Here is a 15,803-nt window from a genome sequence, read left to right on the forward strand (position 1 = left end):
CATGACGACTCACAACAAGTCGCTGCTCGCCCGCGCGGCAGGCATCGCAATCGTCGGCGCGCCGGCGATCATCCGCGCGCGCACGCGCGACAGCATGATGACGTTCGACGCGCGCACGATCGACAGCACGGGCACGTTCCTGGTCGGCGAGCTGGAACGCCTCGACCAAGAGCTGCACATGCCGCTCGCATCGGTCACCTGGTCGCGCGACATCGACCTCCGCGAGGACGTGTCGATCGCCGACGAGGTGTCCTCGTTCACGAACTCGATGTTCGCCGCGGCGGGCGGCCCGTCGCCGGCCGGCAAGTCGTGGGTGGGCAAGGACGCGAACGCGATCCAGAGCCTCGGCCTGGACATCGGCAAGACGCCGAACCCGCTGACGCTGTGGGGCATGCAGATCGGCTGGACGATTCCGGAACTCGAATCCGCGCAGAAGCTCGGCCGCCCGGTTGATCAACAGAAGTTCGAGGGCATGCAGCTGAAGCACAACATGGACGTCGACGAGCAGGTGTACGTCGGCGACACCGTGATCGGCGTGACGGGCCTCGTGAACAGCACGGCGGTCGAGAACGTCTCGAATGCGCAGACGGGCAACTGGACGACGGCGACGCCGGACCAGATGCTCGACGACGTGAACGAGCTGCTGAACAGCGCGTGGGCGGCAGCCGGCTACGCGGTGTGCCCGGGCCGCCTGCTGCTCGACCCGAAAAGCTTCTCGCTGCTCGTCCAGCGCAAGGTCAGCGACGCCGGCAACATCAGCGTGCTGCGCTACCTGCAGGACAACAGCCTCGCGAACCAGCTCAACGGCCGGCCGCTCGAGATCTATCCGTCGAAGTGGCTCACCGGCCGCGGCGCTGCAGGCAAGAACCGCATGGTCGCGTACACGAAGGACAAGGGCCGTGTGCGCTTCCCGTTGGTGCCGCTGCAGCGCACGCCGCTCGAGTACCGCGACCTGCGCCAACTGGTGACGTATTTCGGCCGCCTCGGCGTGGTCGAAGTCGTCTATCCGGAAACGATCGGCTACCGGGACGGGGTGTAACATGCAGCTCATCAACGTGCTGAAGGCATTCACCGTTCGGCTCGTCCACGAGGGCGAGTCGCTCGAGCACCGCATCGTCGCCGGGGTACAGGAGGTCGAGGATTACATCGCCGACCACTGGTACACGAAGGCGCACACTGGCCCGCTGCCGGACGGCGTCGCGGCCGCGCCCGCGAAGTCCTCCGACGAGGAATCGCCGAAGTCCGATGCAGCGACGGATCCGGCAGCCGACACCGCGCCGGCGAAGGCGGCCGACAAAGCCAGCAAAAAGTAAGGTGACCCGTGGACGTATCCCAGTTCAGACAATCGTTCCCCGAGTTCAACGACACTGCGACGTACTCCGACTCGCTCGTCCAGTTCTGGATGACCGTCGCGGTGTCGCTCGTCAACGCGGACCGGTGGGGCGATCTGACTGATCTGGGAATCGCGCTCGTCACTGCGCACCACCTCGCACTCGCCGTGAAGGACCAGAAGATGGCCGCCGTCGGGGGCGCGCCCGGGCAGGTGACCGGGCCCCAGTCGTCGAAGGCCGTCGACAAGGTGAGTGCGAGCTACGACACCGCGGCCGTCGCCATCAAGGATGGCGGCTTCTGGAACGCCACGATGTACGGCGTTCGCTATCTCAGCCTCGCAATGATGATGGGCGCGGGCGGCATGCAGCTGTAGCGCCGCCGCTGTCCATCGGGAGACCCCATGGACGGCATGAAAATCGACCGACTCGACGAGGTGCTGAAGTCGATCAGCGGGCTCGTGCAGAAGGAAGTGCTCGTCGGTGTGCCCGACAGCACCGCCGGCCGCAAAGACGAAGGCGAGCCACTCAGCAACGCCGAGATCGGCTACATCCTCGAGCACGGCTCTCCCGCGAACAACATTCCCGAGCGTCCGCATCTGGTGCCCGGCGTGCAGGACGCGCGACCGAAGTTCGAGCCGCATCTGCAGAAGGGCGTCGAGGCGGCGCTCGACGGCGACCTCGAGAAGGTCGACCGCAGCCTGAATCGTGCTGGCCTGGTCGCGCAGAACTCCGTGCGCGCGAAGGTCAACAGCAACATTCAGCCAAAACTCGCTGATTCGACGCTTGCCGCGCGCCGGCGCCGCGGTGTCACGCGCGAGAACACGCTGGTCGACACGGGCCAGTACCGCAACTCGATCACGTACGTGGTCCGCAGGAAGAAGTGATCCTCACCCCGAACATCTAGGGCCGCCGCGTGCGGCCCTTTTCTTTGGAATTTCCATGTCGACCATCTACGACCCGACCGGCGGCACATGGCTGGACTCGGATTCGCTGGCGCACGTGTACACCTGGAACGCCGACGGCACGATCGCGACCGACACAGCGACGTATGGCACGTCCTCGTGGACGAAGACGTATAGCTACGAGAACGGCCTGTTGACTGCTGAAACTGCGTGGGTAAAGCAATGAACATCGGTGCGTTCAAGGTTCTCCTTTCTCTCTGCGGTTACCCGCAGACTGGACCCGGTGCCGGTGGTGGTGCAGTGAAACCGACGGGACTGCTTGCGCAGTCGTCGGTCGCGGCGTCGATCACTGGATCGACCGTCGAAACCACGCTCGCGTCGATTGTCGTGCCGGCGAATTCGATCAATGCGAATGGGGCGCTCCGCATCACGACGATGTGGAGTTACACGAACAGTGCCAATGCGAAGGTTCTGAAGCTCACCTTCGGCGGCGCGACGTTCCTCAACCAGCCGCAAACCACGACGTTGAGCAACCAGGCGCAAACCATCATCCGCAATCGCGGGGTGACGAATTCGCAGGTTGGATTCGCTGCTGCGGCCGCGAACCAGTACAGCTCGTCTGGTGCTTCGCCCGTTACCGCTGCAGTCGATACGACACAGGATCAGACCATCGCCATCACCGCCACCCTGGTGAATGCTGGCGAGACCATCACGCTCGAAAGCTACACGGTAGAGGTGTTGAACCCGTGAGCGTCGGCTTGAGCGAACAAGGAGCCTGACCGTGGCCTTTCTCGACGTCACCGAGGTGTTACTCGATCCGGATTTCATGGATACGGGGCTGGTTTGTAATCGCATGTCGCAGACGGTCGACGAGCGCGGTCGCGCGCAGAACAGCGTCGCGTCAACGTCGTTCGCAGCCGTCGTGACCAGCGACAAGGGCGACATTCTGCACCGCAACGCGGACGGCAGCCGGATCGTCGGCTCAATCACGCTGCACACGATGTTTCGGCTGATGGACGGCAGCGCCGGCAGCGACGCCGACGAAGTCGTATGGGCGGACCGTACCTACACCGTCGTCAACGTGAACGACTACTCGCACTTCGGCCGCGGCTTCGTCTGCGCGACGTGCGATCTGAAACCTCTTTCGGGATGAACCCATGAACGACAGCTCGACCGGCGGATACATCGCGCCAGCCGTCGATGCGCCGCCGGCCGAGGACGATGTTCTCGACGATCTGGTCCACGACCTCATCGCGGGCATCACTGCGCTGTCGCCCGACCTTGTGCGGCCGCGCTGGCAGCCGACCGTACCGAAGCAGCCTGAGCCGAGCGTGAACTGGTGCGCATTCGGCGCGCAGGAGCAGGAGCCGGACGCCAGCCCGGCAATTCAGCACGACGGCACGGGCGAGGGCCATGACACCTACATCCGGCATCAAGGGATTGACGTGATGTGCACGTTCTACGGGCCGAGCGCGAAGGGGTATGCGCAACGGCTCGCGGACGGCCTCGCGATCCCGCAAAACCGCGAGCAACTCCAGCTGCGGCACATGGCGTTCGTCGGCGTCAGCTCCATCCGGCCGGCGCCTGATCTGGTCAACCAGCAATGGGTGCGGCGTTACGACATGACCGTGACGCTGCGTCGCAAGATCACCCGGACCTACGCGGTCCTCAACCTCAAATCGGCCACCGTGGAGACGACAACCGACTCGTCGACGCCGGTGGCTGGCGTTTCGAACATCCACTCGTAGGGGACCAGCATGTCCAACGGATTGCCGGTATCGCGTCTGATCAACGTGACGATCAACCTCGCGGCGCTCGCGGCGCAGGGCGCGAATTTGAACACTGGGCTGATTCTCGGCCCGTCGGCCATCATCGACACCAACGAGCGCGCGCGCTCGTATGGCGGCATCGATGAGGTGACGCCTGATTTCGGCACGAACACGCCGGAGTACTACGCCGCTGCGCTGTATTTCAACCAGGTGCCGCAGCCGAAGGAACTGTTGATCGGCCGCTGGGCGAAGACGGCGACGGCCGGGTCGCTGCGTGGCGGCGTGCTGTCGGCCGCACAGCAGGACATCGCGCTGTGGAAAGCGGTCACGACCGGCGCATTCAGCATCACGATCGACGGCGCAGCGAAGGCCGTGACGGGCCTCGACTTCTCGGCCCAGACGAACCTCAACGGCGTCGCCACCATGATCAACGCGAAGCTGACCGGCGCGACCATCGCCTGGACTGGTTCGCAGTTCGTCGTGACGTCGAACACAACCGGCACGAATTCGAAGGTCGGCTATGCGACGCCGCCGGGCAGTGGTACCGACATCTCGGCGATGCTCGGTCTGACGAGCAGCCTCGCCGGCGTACCTGCGGACGGCATCGCGCCCGAGCAACCGGTCGACGCCGCCGCGCTGTTCCTCGATCGCTTCTCGAACAAGTTCCTCGGCCTCGACTTCGCAGACGCGTCGATCACCGACGATCAGCACATCGCGGTCGCGAACTTGATCGAGGCTGACCAGGCGCACATCTACGGGATCACGACGCAGAATCCCCAGGTGCTCGACTCGACGGTGTCGACGGACATCGCGAGCAAGCTGAAGGCGCTGAAGCTGAAGTACACGATCCTGCAGTATTCGAGCTCGACGTCGTACGCGGTGTCGTCGCTGCTCGGCCGTCTGCTGACGGTGAACTTCGACGGCAACAACACGACGATCACGCTGATGTTCAAGCAGGAGCCGAGCGTCGCTGCCGAAGATCTGGGCACCTCGCAAGCGAACGCGCTGCAGGCGAAGAACTGCAACGTGTTCGTGAACTACAGCAACGACACGTCGATCATTCAGTACGGCGTGACACCGAGCGGCATCTATGCTGACTCGGTCTACAACGCGATCTGGTTCCGTAATCGTCTGCAGACGGATCTGTACAACGATCTCTATCAAAGCCCGACGAAGATCCCCCAAACGGATCCCGGCAACGCGCGCCTGGCGGCAGTGCTCGCGACAGGTTGCGAAGCTGCAGTGACCAATGGGTATCTGGCGCCGGGTGTCTGGAATTCCGATGGCTTCGGGGCGATCTCGAAGGGCGACACGCTCGCGACGGGCTACTACATCTACGTGCCGCCGATCGCAACGCAGTCGCAGGCGGATCGCGAGGCACGGAAGGCAGTGCCGTTTCAGATCGCTGCGAAGGAAGCGGGGGCGATTCACAGCGTCGACGTGCTGGTCACGGTCAATCGGTAACAGGGGCATCTCAACATGACGACTTACAGCTTTCAGGACGTCGCGGCGACGATCGTCGGCCCGGGCGGTGCGTTCTCGCTCGGCTACGGAGAAGCGACCGCGGAAGAAGGCATCACGATCGTACGCGCAGGCGATAAGAACACGATGACGGTCGGCTCAGACGGCGAGGGCATGCACAGTCTGCACGCCGACAAGTCGGGGCAAGTCACGCTGCGCTACCTGAAGACGGCACCGATCAACGCGAAGTTGATGGCTCTCTACAGCGCTCAGTCGCTCGACAGCCGCCTGTGGGGCAAGAACCTCATCGAGATCCGTCAGACTGCTGCCGGCGACGTGACGACCGCGCGCAGTTGCGCGTTCAAGAAGGCGCCGGACCTGAAGTATGCGAAGGACGGCGATATCGTCGAATGGGTCTTCGACTCGATCAAGATCGACGGCATTCTCGGGACGTACTGACCATGACGACTGAAATCCAACTCAACGGCGTGCGATACGCGATCGGCAAGCTGAGCGCGATGCAGCAGTTCCACGTGTCGCGGCGCATCGCGCCGATCATTCCGCCGATGATCCCGGTGCTGATGAAGTTCTACGCCGAGCTCGAGCATGCCGATGTTGCGCGCGAGCAGGCGCGCGCGAATGCCGCGCTTGCGGCGCTGGCGGAAGACGGGGAAGCGCCGACCGCCGAGCTGGGGGCGCCCGCGGCCGAGCGATCGCGCGAGCTGTTGTCGATGGTGGACGCGATCGCGCCGGTGCTGCAACCGTTCGCCGACGCGCTGGCCGGCCTGAAGGACGAGGATGCTGAATACGTCTTCGGCACGTGCCTGTCGGTGGTCGAGCGCTGGCAGGGGCAGAGCTGGGCGAAGATCTGGTCCGCCGCGCACAAGACCTCGATGTTCGACGACATCGGCATCGACGTGATGCTGCCGCTCGTCGTGCGCGTCGTGGTGGCGAACCTCGGCCCTTTTATCAGCGGGCTGCTTACCAGCCAAGCGAGCAGCCCGGCGGCGACGTAGGCTGGATCCGCACGCTGCCCGGCGGTGAGGACTGGGTACTACAGCCGGTAACGCGCGGTTGGTGCAAGTACGAGTCGCTGTTGGATGGAACGCTCGGGCTTCACGACGTCGCGTTGCTGAACGACGCGATCGCCGTCCAGGCAGACAACGAAGCGGCGTTCCGCCGCAAGATGGAAAGAGAAAATGGCTGATTCCGTCGTCATCCGCGAGTTTCTGGTCGCGCTCGGCTTCAAGGTCGACGAGAAGGGCCTGAAGAACTTCAAGGAAGGCGTCGAAGGCACGACGAAGGGCGTCAAGCAACTGATCGCCACGGTGTCCGGCGCCGCGCTTACGGTGAGCGCCGGCGTCGCGGCATTCGCGTCGAAGCTCGAACGCCTGTACTTCGTGTCGCAGCGCACCGGCGCGTCGGCATCCAACCTGCGCGGCTTCGAGTTCGCCGCGCGGAACATGGGCGTCTCGGCCGAGGCGGCGACCGGCACGATCGAGAACCTCGCGCGCTTCCTGCGCAACAACCCGGCAGGCGAGGGCTATCTCGCGACGCTGGGCGTGCAGACGCGCAACGCGAACGGCGAGCTGCGCGACACGGTCGACATCGTGTCGGACCTCGGCAAGTCGCTGGCGAGCAAGCCGACGTGGCTCGCAAGCCAGTACGGGAACATTCTCGGCATCGACGAGAACCTGCTGCTCGCGATGCGCAACGGGGACTTCGAGAAGTTCCTGAAGCAGTACCGCGAGATGTCGCAGACCACCGGCCTCGACAAGGCTGCCGACGACTCGCACAAATTCATGACCCAGCTCCGTGGGCTGGGCACGACGTTCGAGAATCTCGGCATCCGCATCGAGGGCGCGATGCTGCAGAAGGTGGGCCCCAGCCTCGATCGGTTCCAGCACTGGATGGATGATCACGCTGACGAGATCGCGAACAGAATCGCCGACATCGCGAGCGCGTTCCTGAAAGTGGCAGAAGCCGCGGGGCCGCCACTCGGGAAGTTGGTAGATCTGTTCATCGAACTCGACCACTCGACGAACGGCTGGTCGACGAAGATCCTGCTGCTCGGCGTGGCGTTGAAGGCACTCGGCGTGTTCCGGATCGCACGTGGGATCTGGAAGGCGGCCGCGGCGCTCCGCGCGATGGGAGCGGCGGGCACCGGGACGGCAACAGTCGTTTCGGGGCTGATCGGGAACGTGGGCGGACTGATCGCGCTGTTGGGGCGCCTATCAGCGATTGCTGGCGCCGCATTCGCCGGCTGGAAGATTGGGGACGCGCTGCGCGACTCGGTCGACGGTTGGATCTCGAAGGCGTCCGGTGGCCGGTTCCGCTCTATCTGGGACGTGCTGACCGGAAAGGACCGGCGCGGGCTCGGCGCGACGGGCGGGTACACGCAAGACGAAATCGACAGCGTCAAGGATGGCGGCGGCGCGAAGCTGACGCCGCCGCGCGGCGCGGCACCCGCCGCGGCTCCAGCGCCCGCCGAGTCAGGTGGCCTGGCCGGCGCGATGTCTCGCCTCGCTGATACTGCTTTCGGTCGCCTCATCGCGCGTGGCGAGGGCGACTACAACAGCGTGAACCGTGGCGCGCGGGGCGGCTACCGCGCCGGCACCGAAAACCTCGAGGGCATGACGCTGGCGCAGGTCATGGCGGCGCAGCGCGCCGGGCAATTCAACGCGGCCGGCCGCTACCAGATCATCGGTAACACGCTGGCCGAGGCCGCGCGAGGGTTGAAGCTGAATGGCGGCGAGATGTTCGATCGGAAGCTGCAGGACCGCATCTTCGAGCAGTACCTGGTGCGGAACAAGCGGCGCGCGATCGCCGACTACGTCGAGGGGCGTAGCGACGATCTGCGCGGCGCGCTGCGCGCGGCGTCGCGCGAGTGGGCGAGCGTGGCTGACCCGGACACGGGCCGCAGCTACTACGCCGGCAAGGGCAACAACCGAGCGAGCATCACGGCCGCCGAGATGGAGGCCGCGCTGCGCAACACGCGCGCGACATATCAGCCGGCCGCCGCGCTGACCGCGCAGTCAGCGGCGCGCGGCGGCGCGGCGAAGGTCGAACTGCATCAGTCCACGCAGATCCACGTGAGCGGCGCGGGCGATCCGTCGGCGGCCGGCCGCGCGGTCGAGCGCGAGCAGCGCGCGGTGAACGCTGACATGGTGCGCAATCTGCAGGGGGTGATCGCATGATCCTCGACATGATCATGATCTCGCCGAAGAAGATCGGCAGCATTACGGTGCAGGTCGCGATCGAGGAGGTGTACAACGACGAGCTGACGATTACTGAGCACCCGGTCGAACAAGGGGCGCAGATCACCGATCACGCGTTCAAGCGCCAGCCGGATCTCTCGATGCGATGCGGCTGGAGCAACGCCGACTACGAAGCGCTGCTCGGGGCCGCGGAGGCTAACTTCGACGGCGGCGGTCTGCCGTCGGCGCAGTACGTGAACGCGATCTACTCACAGTTGCTCGCGTTGCAGCAGGCGCGCACGCCGTTCGACGTCACGACGAGCCGCCGCTTCTACGAGAACATGCTTCTGCAGGGGCTCCGGCTCACGACCGACGCAAAGACGTCAAGCGCGCTGATCCTGACGGCGACGCTCAAGCAGATCAGGATCGTGCAGACGCAGGTGACGAAGCTGCCGCCGCGTGAGGATCAGGCCGACCCTGCGTCGACGGTCGAGACCGGCAGTGGCGGCACGAAGGCAGCCGTGCCGGCCACGCCCGCACCGGGCGGCGCGGTACCGCCGGGGAGTATGTGATGCCGAGCTTCTTCGAGATTCCATTTTCTCCGCGGCCCGAGCGATTCACCGTGACGCTGAGCGGTACCGACTATCGCCTGACGGTTCAGTATCGGAAGGCTGGCGGCGCGGGGTGGGTAGTCGACATTGCCGATGCATCGGACAACCCATTGGTGTCCGGAATTCCGCTGGTTCCCGGCATTGACCTGCTCGGCCAGTACAAGCATCTGGGCTTCCAGGGGCGTCTGTGGGTGCAGGGCGCGGAAGATCCGGACGACGTGCCGACGTTCGATGATTTGGGTGTCGGTAGTAAGGTATATTGGGTGACCGATTGATGAAGAGGTCGAAATGAGCGATTTGCTGGACTGGGTCGAAAAATCGGCTATCGAAAATCTGAAAACGCATCATGCGTGTGCTGATGTGATCGCGAAAGATGCGGCCACAACGTTGACGGTATTCCTTGCAGCTCTCGGCGGCGGATTGGCATACGGGGCGAAGGCGCTCGAGCAAAATAGCGTGAATTGGCTTTCAGTGGGGACAATGGCTTTCACCGGCTGGTTTTTGATCCTGAGCCTTCTCCTAGTATGGAGATGTCTGATGTTCCGGGAGTTGCCATCCATCTACAACGAGCCGCGCAATATTTATCAGCCGAAGTATTCACTTGAGGATCTTAAAGAAGCCGAGGTGAATGATCTTCAGAAGCGAATCGACTTGGCCGCAAGTAGTAACGCGAAGGTTGTGAAGTCGTTGAATCGGCTGCGGCTCGCGGCCGCAGCCAGCCCTATTGTGTTTATCGTTTTTGCTGCGGTGGCGTGGTGGGTCGTTGGCTAGGGGTACCCTTGTTGAACCCGTCTTTCGTCGGCCCGCGATAGACGGGCTGCGGGCTTGGCACCACGGGTTTATCATTGGACGAACTCATATTCGCTCCGGTTGTTTTTCAGGTGTAGGAACCCGTAAACATACCAGAGTCATTTACGAACCCCGCTTCGGCGGGGTTTTTTATTGGATTTTGCGATGACCGTTCAGCAGTTCGGCCGAAAGGTATCGCTGATCATCGGCTTCGACAGTGGCGAGGCGCTCGACCTGTCCGAACTCCGGATCGTGTTTCGCGTGCAGCGTGGCGACCTGCAGACGCCGAACTCGGCACGGATCCGGGTCTACAACGTGTCCGCGACGACGGCACGGCGCGCGCAGAAGGAGTTCACGCGCGTCGTGCTGCAGGCCGGCTACGAGGGCAACTACGGGATCATCTTCGACGGCCAGATCAAGCAGGTGCGACGCGGGCGCGAGAGCCAGACCGACACGTTCCTCGACATCACCGCGGCGGATGGCGACTCCGCGTACAACTTCGCCGTGGTGAATTCGACGCTCGCGGCCGGCTCGGTCGCGACGGATCATGTGTCGGTTGCAACGGCGGCCATGAATCCGTACGGTGTGTCGCTCGGATACATGCCGCAGGTAACGTCGAACCCGCTGCCGCGCGGCAAGGTCATGTTCGGGATGGCGCGCGACTTCCTTCGAGGGATCGCGAAAACTACGCAGACGGTCTGGAGCATCCAGGACGGTAAGGTCGTGCTGGTGCCCGAAACCGCATACATGCCGGGCGACATCCCGGAGATCACGTCGGAGACGGGCATGGTCGGACTGCCGCAGCAGACTGCGAACGGCATCGAGGTGAAGATGCTGGTGAACCCGAGCGTGAAGATCGGCCGACTGATCTGGCTGAACAACGCAAGTATTCAGCAGTACGAGTACAGCCTGAACGTCGGCCAGCAGGCCGAGAACGAACGTATCGAGATGCAGGCGAAGCTCCAGGACGACGGCTTCTACTACGTGATGTTCGCCGAAGTCAGCGGCGACACGCGCGGCGAGGAGTGGTACACGAGCGTGATCTGTCTTGCGGCCGACGTCACCGTGCTGCCCGACTCGTTTAAGGACAAGGCGGCAGTGCCGTCCGCCGGCGTGATCAAGAAGTACGGCTAGCGGCCGTACGTCGGCAGCGCCTTGATGGTCATCATCGTGTTTTCGCCGTTGCGCTTCACGTCTGCGCGCGCGAGCACGTTGAGCGGCATCGACTTCGTCGGCATCGTGGGCACGATGATCACGGCGTTGCCGTCGATCGTCTCACCCCAGCAGCCGATGTCCCACACGCCGCGATAGGACTCGTAGCGCCGCATGTTCTTCGCGTTCGTGAGCGGCAGGTCGCACTTCTTCGTCGTGTACAGGATGGTCGGGAATTCGTTCTCGACGGTCACGCCGACCTTCATGCCGGCGAACGGGTAGACGTAGGCGTCGTCCGCGACGGCGGCGAGCGGCGCGAGCAGCGCGGCGGTCAACAGCAGTTTTTTCATTTTCATCCCATGGATCGACGTGAAAGGGTAGGCGACCCGGAGGTCGCCCTGCGTGAAGCGTTCGACGGCGTGCGCGCGGGCATCTGGACAGCGTTGCCCGGCATCATCCAGTCGTTCGAAAGCGCCGCCGATCGGCCGCCGACGTGCAGCGTGCAGCCAGCCATCAAGGCGCAGGTGCGCGGCATCGACGGTACGATCCAGAGCGTCGCGCTGCCGCTGCTGGTGGACTGTCCGGTTCAGTTCCCCGCCGGCGGAAATTGTACGTTGACGTTTCCGGTGGCGCCGGGCGACGAGTGCCTCGTCGTGTTTTCCTCGCGCTGTATCGACGCTTGGTGGCAGTCGGGCGGCGTGCAGGAGCAAGCTGAGCTCCGCATGCACGACCTATCGGACGGCTTCGCGCTGCTCGGTTTCCGATCGCGGCCGCGGGCGCTGTCCGGTGTGAGCGGCAATTCAACGCAGCTACGCAGCGACGACGGCGCGACGTACATCGACCTCAACCCGACGCTGCAGAAGGTCAAGATCGTCGCGCCGGGCGGCTTCGACGTCGTCGCGCCGCTGTCGACGTTCTCGGCTGCAGTGACGATTACTGGCCTACTGACGTTCGTCGGTGGCATGGTCGGCAGCGCGGCGAGCGGCGCCGCGGCAGTGTTCAACGGCATCCTGAACGTGATCGGCCAGATCACCGCGAACGGCAAGCGCGTCGACGATACGCACACGCACCCGAACGGCAGCGGTGGCAACACCGGCCAGGTCAACTGAGATTCCTATGCGATACCGAAAACTCGCCGGCGACGGCGACTACGTCTTCGGCGGGAGCGCGGCCGATTTCCTCGTGAACACGCCCGAGGCGGTCACGCAGGCCGTGCTCACGCGCCTGCGACTGCTGCGCGGTGAATGGTTCCTCGACACGACGGCCGGCATGCCGTGGGCAACCGACGTGCTCGGGAAGTACACGAGCGGCAAGTACGACGCCGCGATCCGGACATGCATCCTCGGGACGCAGGGCGTGATCGAGCTGACGAGCTACTCGAGCTCGGCTGACCCGGAGACGCGTGTGCTGACCGTCACCGCGACGATCAACACCATCTACGGCACCACCACCGTACAGGCGACATTGTGACTCTCACGACCCTCGCACCCATCATCGACGCGAACGGCATCAGCGCGCCGACTTACGCGGACGTGTTCGCGTCTCTGCAGGACAAGTACCGATCGATTTATGGCGCCGACACGTACCTGGAGCCGGACAGTCAAGACGGCCAGCTGCTCGGCGTATTCGCGAAGGCGATCAGCGACGTCAATTCGGTCGCGATCGCGATTTACCGATCGTTCTCCCCCGCGACTGCGCAGGGCGATGCGCTGGCAAGCAACGTCAAGATCAACGGCATCACGAAGAAAAGCGCGTCATACTCGAGCGCTGACCTGGTGCTGGTCGGCCAGGCGGGCGCGACAATTACGAACGGCGCGGCGAAGGACAGCAACGGCGTGCTATGGATGCTGCCAGCCACCGTCACGATCCCGCCGAGCGGCACGATCACGGTCACGGCCACGTGTGCGGCGATCGGCGACGTGTCCGCGCGCGCCGGCACGATCAACCAGATCGCGACGCCGGCGCGAGGCTGGCAGTCGGTGACGAACCCGGCTGACGCGGCCGAGGGCGCGCCTGTCGAAAAAGACCCGGCGCTGCGCCAGCGCCAGACGGTGTCGACGGCACTGCCGTCGCTCACCGTGCTCGACGGCATCATCGGTGCGGTGGCGAACGTCCCGGGCGTTACGCGGTACGTCGCCTACGAGAACGACACCAGCGCGACCGACACCAACGGCATTCCCTCGCACTCGATTTCGCTCGTGGTCGAGGGCGGCGACGCGACGGCAATCGCGAATGCGATCGCAGCGAAGAAGACGCCGGGCTCCGGTACATATGGCAGCACGGCGATCGTCGTCACGGACATCTACGGGCGGCCGATCACTATCCGGTTCTTCCGGCCGGCGTCCGCGCCGACTGCTGCCACCGTGACGATCAAGGCGCTGGCCGGCTATACCAGCCAGACGGGTCAGCAGATTCAGCAGGCCGTGTCGGACTACATCAACGGCGTGCAGATCGGCGGCGGTCTGTCCGGCAGCGTGGAGTGGGGTGATGCGCTCACCGCGGCAAACAGCGTCGGTGGCGGCGTCACGTTCAAGCTGTCCGGTCTGACACTGAGCGGGCCGCGCGGCGCCGGCGCGCCGGACGTTGCACTGCTTTTCAACGAAGCGGCGTCGTGCACGCCGGCGAATGTGACTCTGGTGGTGACCTGATGGCTGACCTGACCGATTACACCGCGCTGATCACGTCCGAGCACCGCAATCTGCCTCGGTTTTCTGCGGTGCTCGGCGCGCTCGTGCAGCCTCTTGTCGACCAGACGAACGTGCTACAGAGCATGCCGGGCAAGTTCGACCTGGATAACGCGGTCGGCGTGCAGCTGGACGACGTCGGGCTTTGGGTCGGTGCGTCGCGGAAGATTCGCACGCCGCTGACTGGGATCTACTTCTCTTTCGACCTTGCTGGCCTTGGCTTCGATCAAGGCATCTGGAAGGGGCCGTTCGATCCGGACACGGGCCTTACGGTCCTCGATGACGACACGTACCGGCTCGTCATCCGCGCGAAGATTGGCGCGAATCATTGGGACGGCACACTTGAATCGAGCGCAGCGATCCTGAACAGCATCTTCGACGCGGACACGCACGTCTTCATTGAAGACCACCAGGACATGTCGATGACGATCGGGATCGCGGGGAAGGTGCCGTCGGCGGTCTTTCTTGCTCTTCTATCCGGCGGGTACATACCCCTGAAGCCAGAGGGCGTGCGAGTCAATTACACGCTCGTGACAAGCGTCGACAACGAACCGTTGTTCGGCTTCGACGTGAACAACCAATACATTGCCGGCTTCGATACGGGCGCATGGGGTACGCCAATCTGAGCCACGTAACACCTTTCACGCGATAAGCCGCCTTCGGGCGGCTTTTTTATTGCTCGGAGCATTGATGGCAAACAACAACTTCAAGCCGTTCGCCACTGCCGGCGGCGCGAACGTAATCGCGCAGGCAGATTACGAGGCGCTGGCGGCGCTTCTGACGGGATTCGTAAGCGGCACCGCGCAGTCGCAGCAACTGAACAAGGTATGGCGTCAAAGTTCGATCATGGCGGCCGTGCTCGCCCAGTTCATTGTCGATCTAACCGGACAGGACGCGATCGATGACGGTACGATCGCGACGCTTCTCGCTAACCTGAAAACGGCCGTGCAGGCACAGTCGGCAGCCGTGATCGGGCAGTCGCGTAATCTCGTGATGAGCGTGGGCGCAGCGAGCGCTAACGCTACGCTGACCGCGGACGAGATCGTTGTGGGGACCGCGCCGGGCGGCAAGAAGTACGTGCTGGGTCCGTTCAGCAAGACGATCAACCTCGCGGCGACGGGTGCGGGTGGCATGGATACCGGAAGCGCGCCGGCGTCTGGTTATGTAGCGCTCTACGCGATCTACAGTCCAACGAAGGCGGCGCAACACGCGAGTGATCCGATAACGTACCCTGACAATGGGATGGCGCTGCTCGCGAAGAATGCGACGTCGGCAGTTCAGACCAACGTGTACAGCGGCGCGAACATGCCCTCGGGATACACGGCGTCGGCACTGGTTTCGGTCTGGCCGACGAACTCGAGCAGCCAGTTCGTGGTCGGCGATCAAACGGACCGGCTCATCTCGCTGCCATATGCATCGATAGCGAGCACGTTGTCGCCAATTCCGACGCTCACCGCGATGAACATTTCGCCGTTCGCGCCACCGAATGCTAGGAGTGTTGGGGGGCTGATGAACATTGCGACCACTAACTCCAGCAATTCGACAATCGCCATTGCTTCGAGAGCGTCTTCTGTTGGGCAGCAATCGACCTCCTGCAGCGGCACGTCTGCCGGCGGTCTCCTGGCGGGATCCGCGTTCAGTAACCTGGCCGTTCTCACACCCCAGACAATCTATTGGTCGGCAAGCGCCGCTTCCGGCACGTTCTCATCGGCAGCGGTCTTTATGTCTTCATACAGCATCTAAGGAAAAATATGGCGATGCTCAATGTTCAATTTTCTGATTCGACTGAATCCAAAATCATTGCATATTTCTTGGCCCCTCAAGACCCTGAAGTCTATGAACATCTCGGGACCGTCGATACATCCGATGAGCGCTGGTCAGTGTTTTATAGCAGCGCCGGAGGCGCA

At 63.8% G+C, this 15,803-nt stretch carries 23 protein-coding genes; 21 read left to right on the forward strand and 2 right to left on the reverse strand.

The genetic code is table 11. The features are described 5' to 3' along the window. Position 1 precedes the first annotated feature (1 nt). Genes F3J14_RS01165 through F3J14_RS01215 form a run of 11 tightly spaced genes read left to right on the forward strand, consistent with a single transcriptional unit; the run spans position 2 to position 6,479 of the window. Positions 2-1,039 carry a DUF2184 domain-containing protein gene (locus F3J14_RS01165; protein ID WP_166721409.1) on the forward strand — a complete coding sequence of 346 codons (1,038 nt, stop codon included), beginning with the start codon at positions 2-4 and terminating at the stop codon, positions 1,037-1,039. 1 nt (position 1,040) lies between these two features. Next, positions 1,041-1,313, forward strand: coding sequence for a hypothetical protein (locus F3J14_RS01170; RefSeq protein ID WP_166721410.1), 273 nt, complete (start codon positions 1,041-1,043; stop codon positions 1,311-1,313). Positions 1,314-1,321: 8 nt separating this feature from the next. Beyond that, complete coding sequence (locus F3J14_RS01175; protein ID WP_166721411.1) at positions 1,322-1,705, forward strand: DUF4054 domain-containing protein; 384 nt, start codon at positions 1,322-1,324, stop codon at positions 1,703-1,705. 27 nt (positions 1,706-1,732) lie between these two features. Next, on the forward strand, positions 1,733-2,215 hold the full coding sequence (locus tag F3J14_RS01180) for a hypothetical protein (protein WP_166721412.1): 483 nt from the start codon (positions 1,733-1,735) through the stop codon (positions 2,213-2,215). A 55-nt stretch (positions 2,216-2,270) separates the two neighbouring features. Next, complete coding sequence (locus tag F3J14_RS01185) at positions 2,271-2,459, forward strand: hypothetical protein (RefSeq protein WP_166721413.1); 189 nt, start codon at positions 2,271-2,273, stop codon at positions 2,457-2,459. Beyond that, positions 2,456-2,983: a hypothetical protein gene (locus F3J14_RS01190; protein WP_166721414.1), complete on the forward strand. Its 528-nt coding sequence runs from the start codon at positions 2,456-2,458 to the stop codon at positions 2,981-2,983. The genes F3J14_RS01185 and F3J14_RS01190 overlap by 4 nt, the downstream gene beginning before the upstream one ends. 31 nt (positions 2,984-3,014) lie before the next feature. Next, positions 3,015-3,386: a hypothetical protein gene (locus F3J14_RS01195; RefSeq protein ID WP_166721415.1), complete on the forward strand. Its 372-nt coding sequence runs from the start codon at positions 3,015-3,017 to the stop codon at positions 3,384-3,386. 4 nt (positions 3,387-3,390) lie between these two features. After that, entirely contained in the window at positions 3,391-3,981 is a 591-nt protein-coding gene (locus F3J14_RS01200; protein WP_166721416.1) for a hypothetical protein, read from the forward strand. Between the two features lie 9 nt (positions 3,982-3,990). Further along, the gene (locus F3J14_RS01205) at positions 3,991-5,466 is read left to right on the forward strand and encodes a DUF3383 domain-containing protein (RefSeq protein WP_166721417.1); all 1,476 of its coding nucleotides are present in this window, start codon (positions 3,991-3,993) and stop codon (positions 5,464-5,466) included. Between the two features lie 15 nt (positions 5,467-5,481). Further along, positions 5,482-5,922 carry a phage protein gene (locus F3J14_RS01210; protein WP_166721418.1) on the forward strand — a complete coding sequence of 147 codons (441 nt, stop codon included), beginning with the start codon at positions 5,482-5,484 and terminating at the stop codon, positions 5,920-5,922. Between the two features lie 2 nt (positions 5,923-5,924). Then, positions 5,925-6,479: a phage tail assembly chaperone gene (locus tag F3J14_RS01215; RefSeq protein ID WP_166721419.1), complete on the forward strand. Its 555-nt coding sequence runs from the start codon at positions 5,925-5,927 to the stop codon at positions 6,477-6,479. Between the two features lie 38 nt (positions 6,480-6,517). On the opposite strand, the gene F3J14_RS35495 is transcribed toward F3J14_RS01215, so the two are convergent. Continuing rightward, on the reverse strand, positions 6,518-6,928 hold the full coding sequence (locus tag F3J14_RS35495) for a hypothetical protein (protein WP_247682089.1): 411 nt from the start codon (positions 6,926-6,928) through the stop codon (positions 6,518-6,520). On the opposite strand from F3J14_RS35495, the gene F3J14_RS01225 reads away from it, so the two are divergent. The 5 genes from F3J14_RS01225 to F3J14_RS01245 all read left to right on the forward strand — a co-directional run bounded on the left by F3J14_RS01225 (position 6,927) and on the right by F3J14_RS01245 (position 11,194). Then, positions 6,927-8,660: a mannosyl-glycoprotein endo-beta-N-acetylglucosamidase gene (locus F3J14_RS01225; RefSeq protein WP_247682090.1), complete on the forward strand. Its 1,734-nt coding sequence runs from the start codon at positions 6,927-6,929 to the stop codon at positions 8,658-8,660. The two genes, F3J14_RS35495 and F3J14_RS01225, sit on opposite strands and share 2 nt — an antisense overlap. Further along, on the forward strand, positions 8,657-9,232 hold the full coding sequence (locus F3J14_RS01230) for a phage baseplate protein (protein ID WP_166721421.1): 576 nt from the start codon (positions 8,657-8,659) through the stop codon (positions 9,230-9,232). The genes F3J14_RS01225 and F3J14_RS01230 overlap by 4 nt, the downstream gene beginning before the upstream one ends. Next, positions 9,232-9,546, forward strand: a complete 315-nt coding sequence (locus tag F3J14_RS01235; protein WP_166721422.1) for a hypothetical protein — start codon at positions 9,232-9,234, stop codon at positions 9,544-9,546. Before F3J14_RS01230 ends, F3J14_RS01235 begins: the two co-directional genes overlap by 1 nt. 13 nt (positions 9,547-9,559) lie before the next feature. Continuing rightward, positions 9,560-10,042, forward strand: coding sequence for a hypothetical protein (locus tag F3J14_RS35500; protein WP_247682091.1), 483 nt, complete (start codon positions 9,560-9,562; stop codon positions 10,040-10,042). Between the two features lie 183 nt (positions 10,043-10,225). Beyond that, positions 10,226-11,194 carry a hypothetical protein gene (locus F3J14_RS01245; protein ID WP_166721423.1) on the forward strand — a complete coding sequence of 323 codons (969 nt, stop codon included), beginning with the start codon at positions 10,226-10,228 and terminating at the stop codon, positions 11,192-11,194. On the opposite strand, the gene F3J14_RS01250 is transcribed toward F3J14_RS01245, so the two are convergent. Then, the gene (locus F3J14_RS01250; protein ID WP_166721424.1) at positions 11,191-11,568 is read right to left on the reverse strand and encodes a hypothetical protein; all 378 of its coding nucleotides are present in this window, start codon (positions 11,566-11,568) and stop codon (positions 11,191-11,193) included. The two genes, F3J14_RS01245 and F3J14_RS01250, sit on opposite strands and share 4 nt — an antisense overlap. 3 nt (positions 11,569-11,571) lie before the next feature. On the opposite strand from F3J14_RS01250, the gene F3J14_RS01255 reads away from it, so the two are divergent. From F3J14_RS01255 to F3J14_RS01275, 5 genes are all read left to right on the forward strand, one after another. Next, complete coding sequence (locus F3J14_RS01255; protein ID WP_166721425.1) at positions 11,572-12,321, forward strand: Gp138 family membrane-puncturing spike protein; 750 nt, start codon at positions 11,572-11,574, stop codon at positions 12,319-12,321. A gap of 7 nt (positions 12,322-12,328) precedes the next feature. Continuing rightward, complete coding sequence (locus F3J14_RS01260; protein ID WP_166721426.1) at positions 12,329-12,682, forward strand: hypothetical protein; 354 nt, start codon at positions 12,329-12,331, stop codon at positions 12,680-12,682. Beyond that, a complete protein-coding gene (locus F3J14_RS01265; RefSeq protein WP_166721427.1) occupies positions 12,679-13,860 on the forward strand; it encodes a baseplate J/gp47 family protein in 1,182 nt (393 codons plus the stop codon). The genes F3J14_RS01260 and F3J14_RS01265 overlap by 4 nt, the downstream gene beginning before the upstream one ends. Then, positions 13,860-14,522, forward strand: coding sequence for a DUF2612 domain-containing protein (locus F3J14_RS01270; protein ID WP_166721428.1), 663 nt, complete (start codon positions 13,860-13,862; stop codon positions 14,520-14,522). The genes F3J14_RS01265 and F3J14_RS01270 overlap by 1 nt, the downstream gene beginning before the upstream one ends. A gap of 64 nt (positions 14,523-14,586) precedes the next feature. Further along, positions 14,587-15,639: a hypothetical protein gene (locus tag F3J14_RS01275; protein ID WP_166721429.1), complete on the forward strand. Its 1,053-nt coding sequence runs from the start codon at positions 14,587-14,589 to the stop codon at positions 15,637-15,639. Positions 15,640-15,803: the final 164 nt, after the last annotated feature.

Origin of the sequence: Burkholderia sp. Tr-862, from assembly GCF_011753085.1 — a bacterium.
GTDB lineage: Bacteria > Pseudomonadota > Gammaproteobacteria > Burkholderiales > Burkholderiaceae > Burkholderia > Burkholderia ambifaria.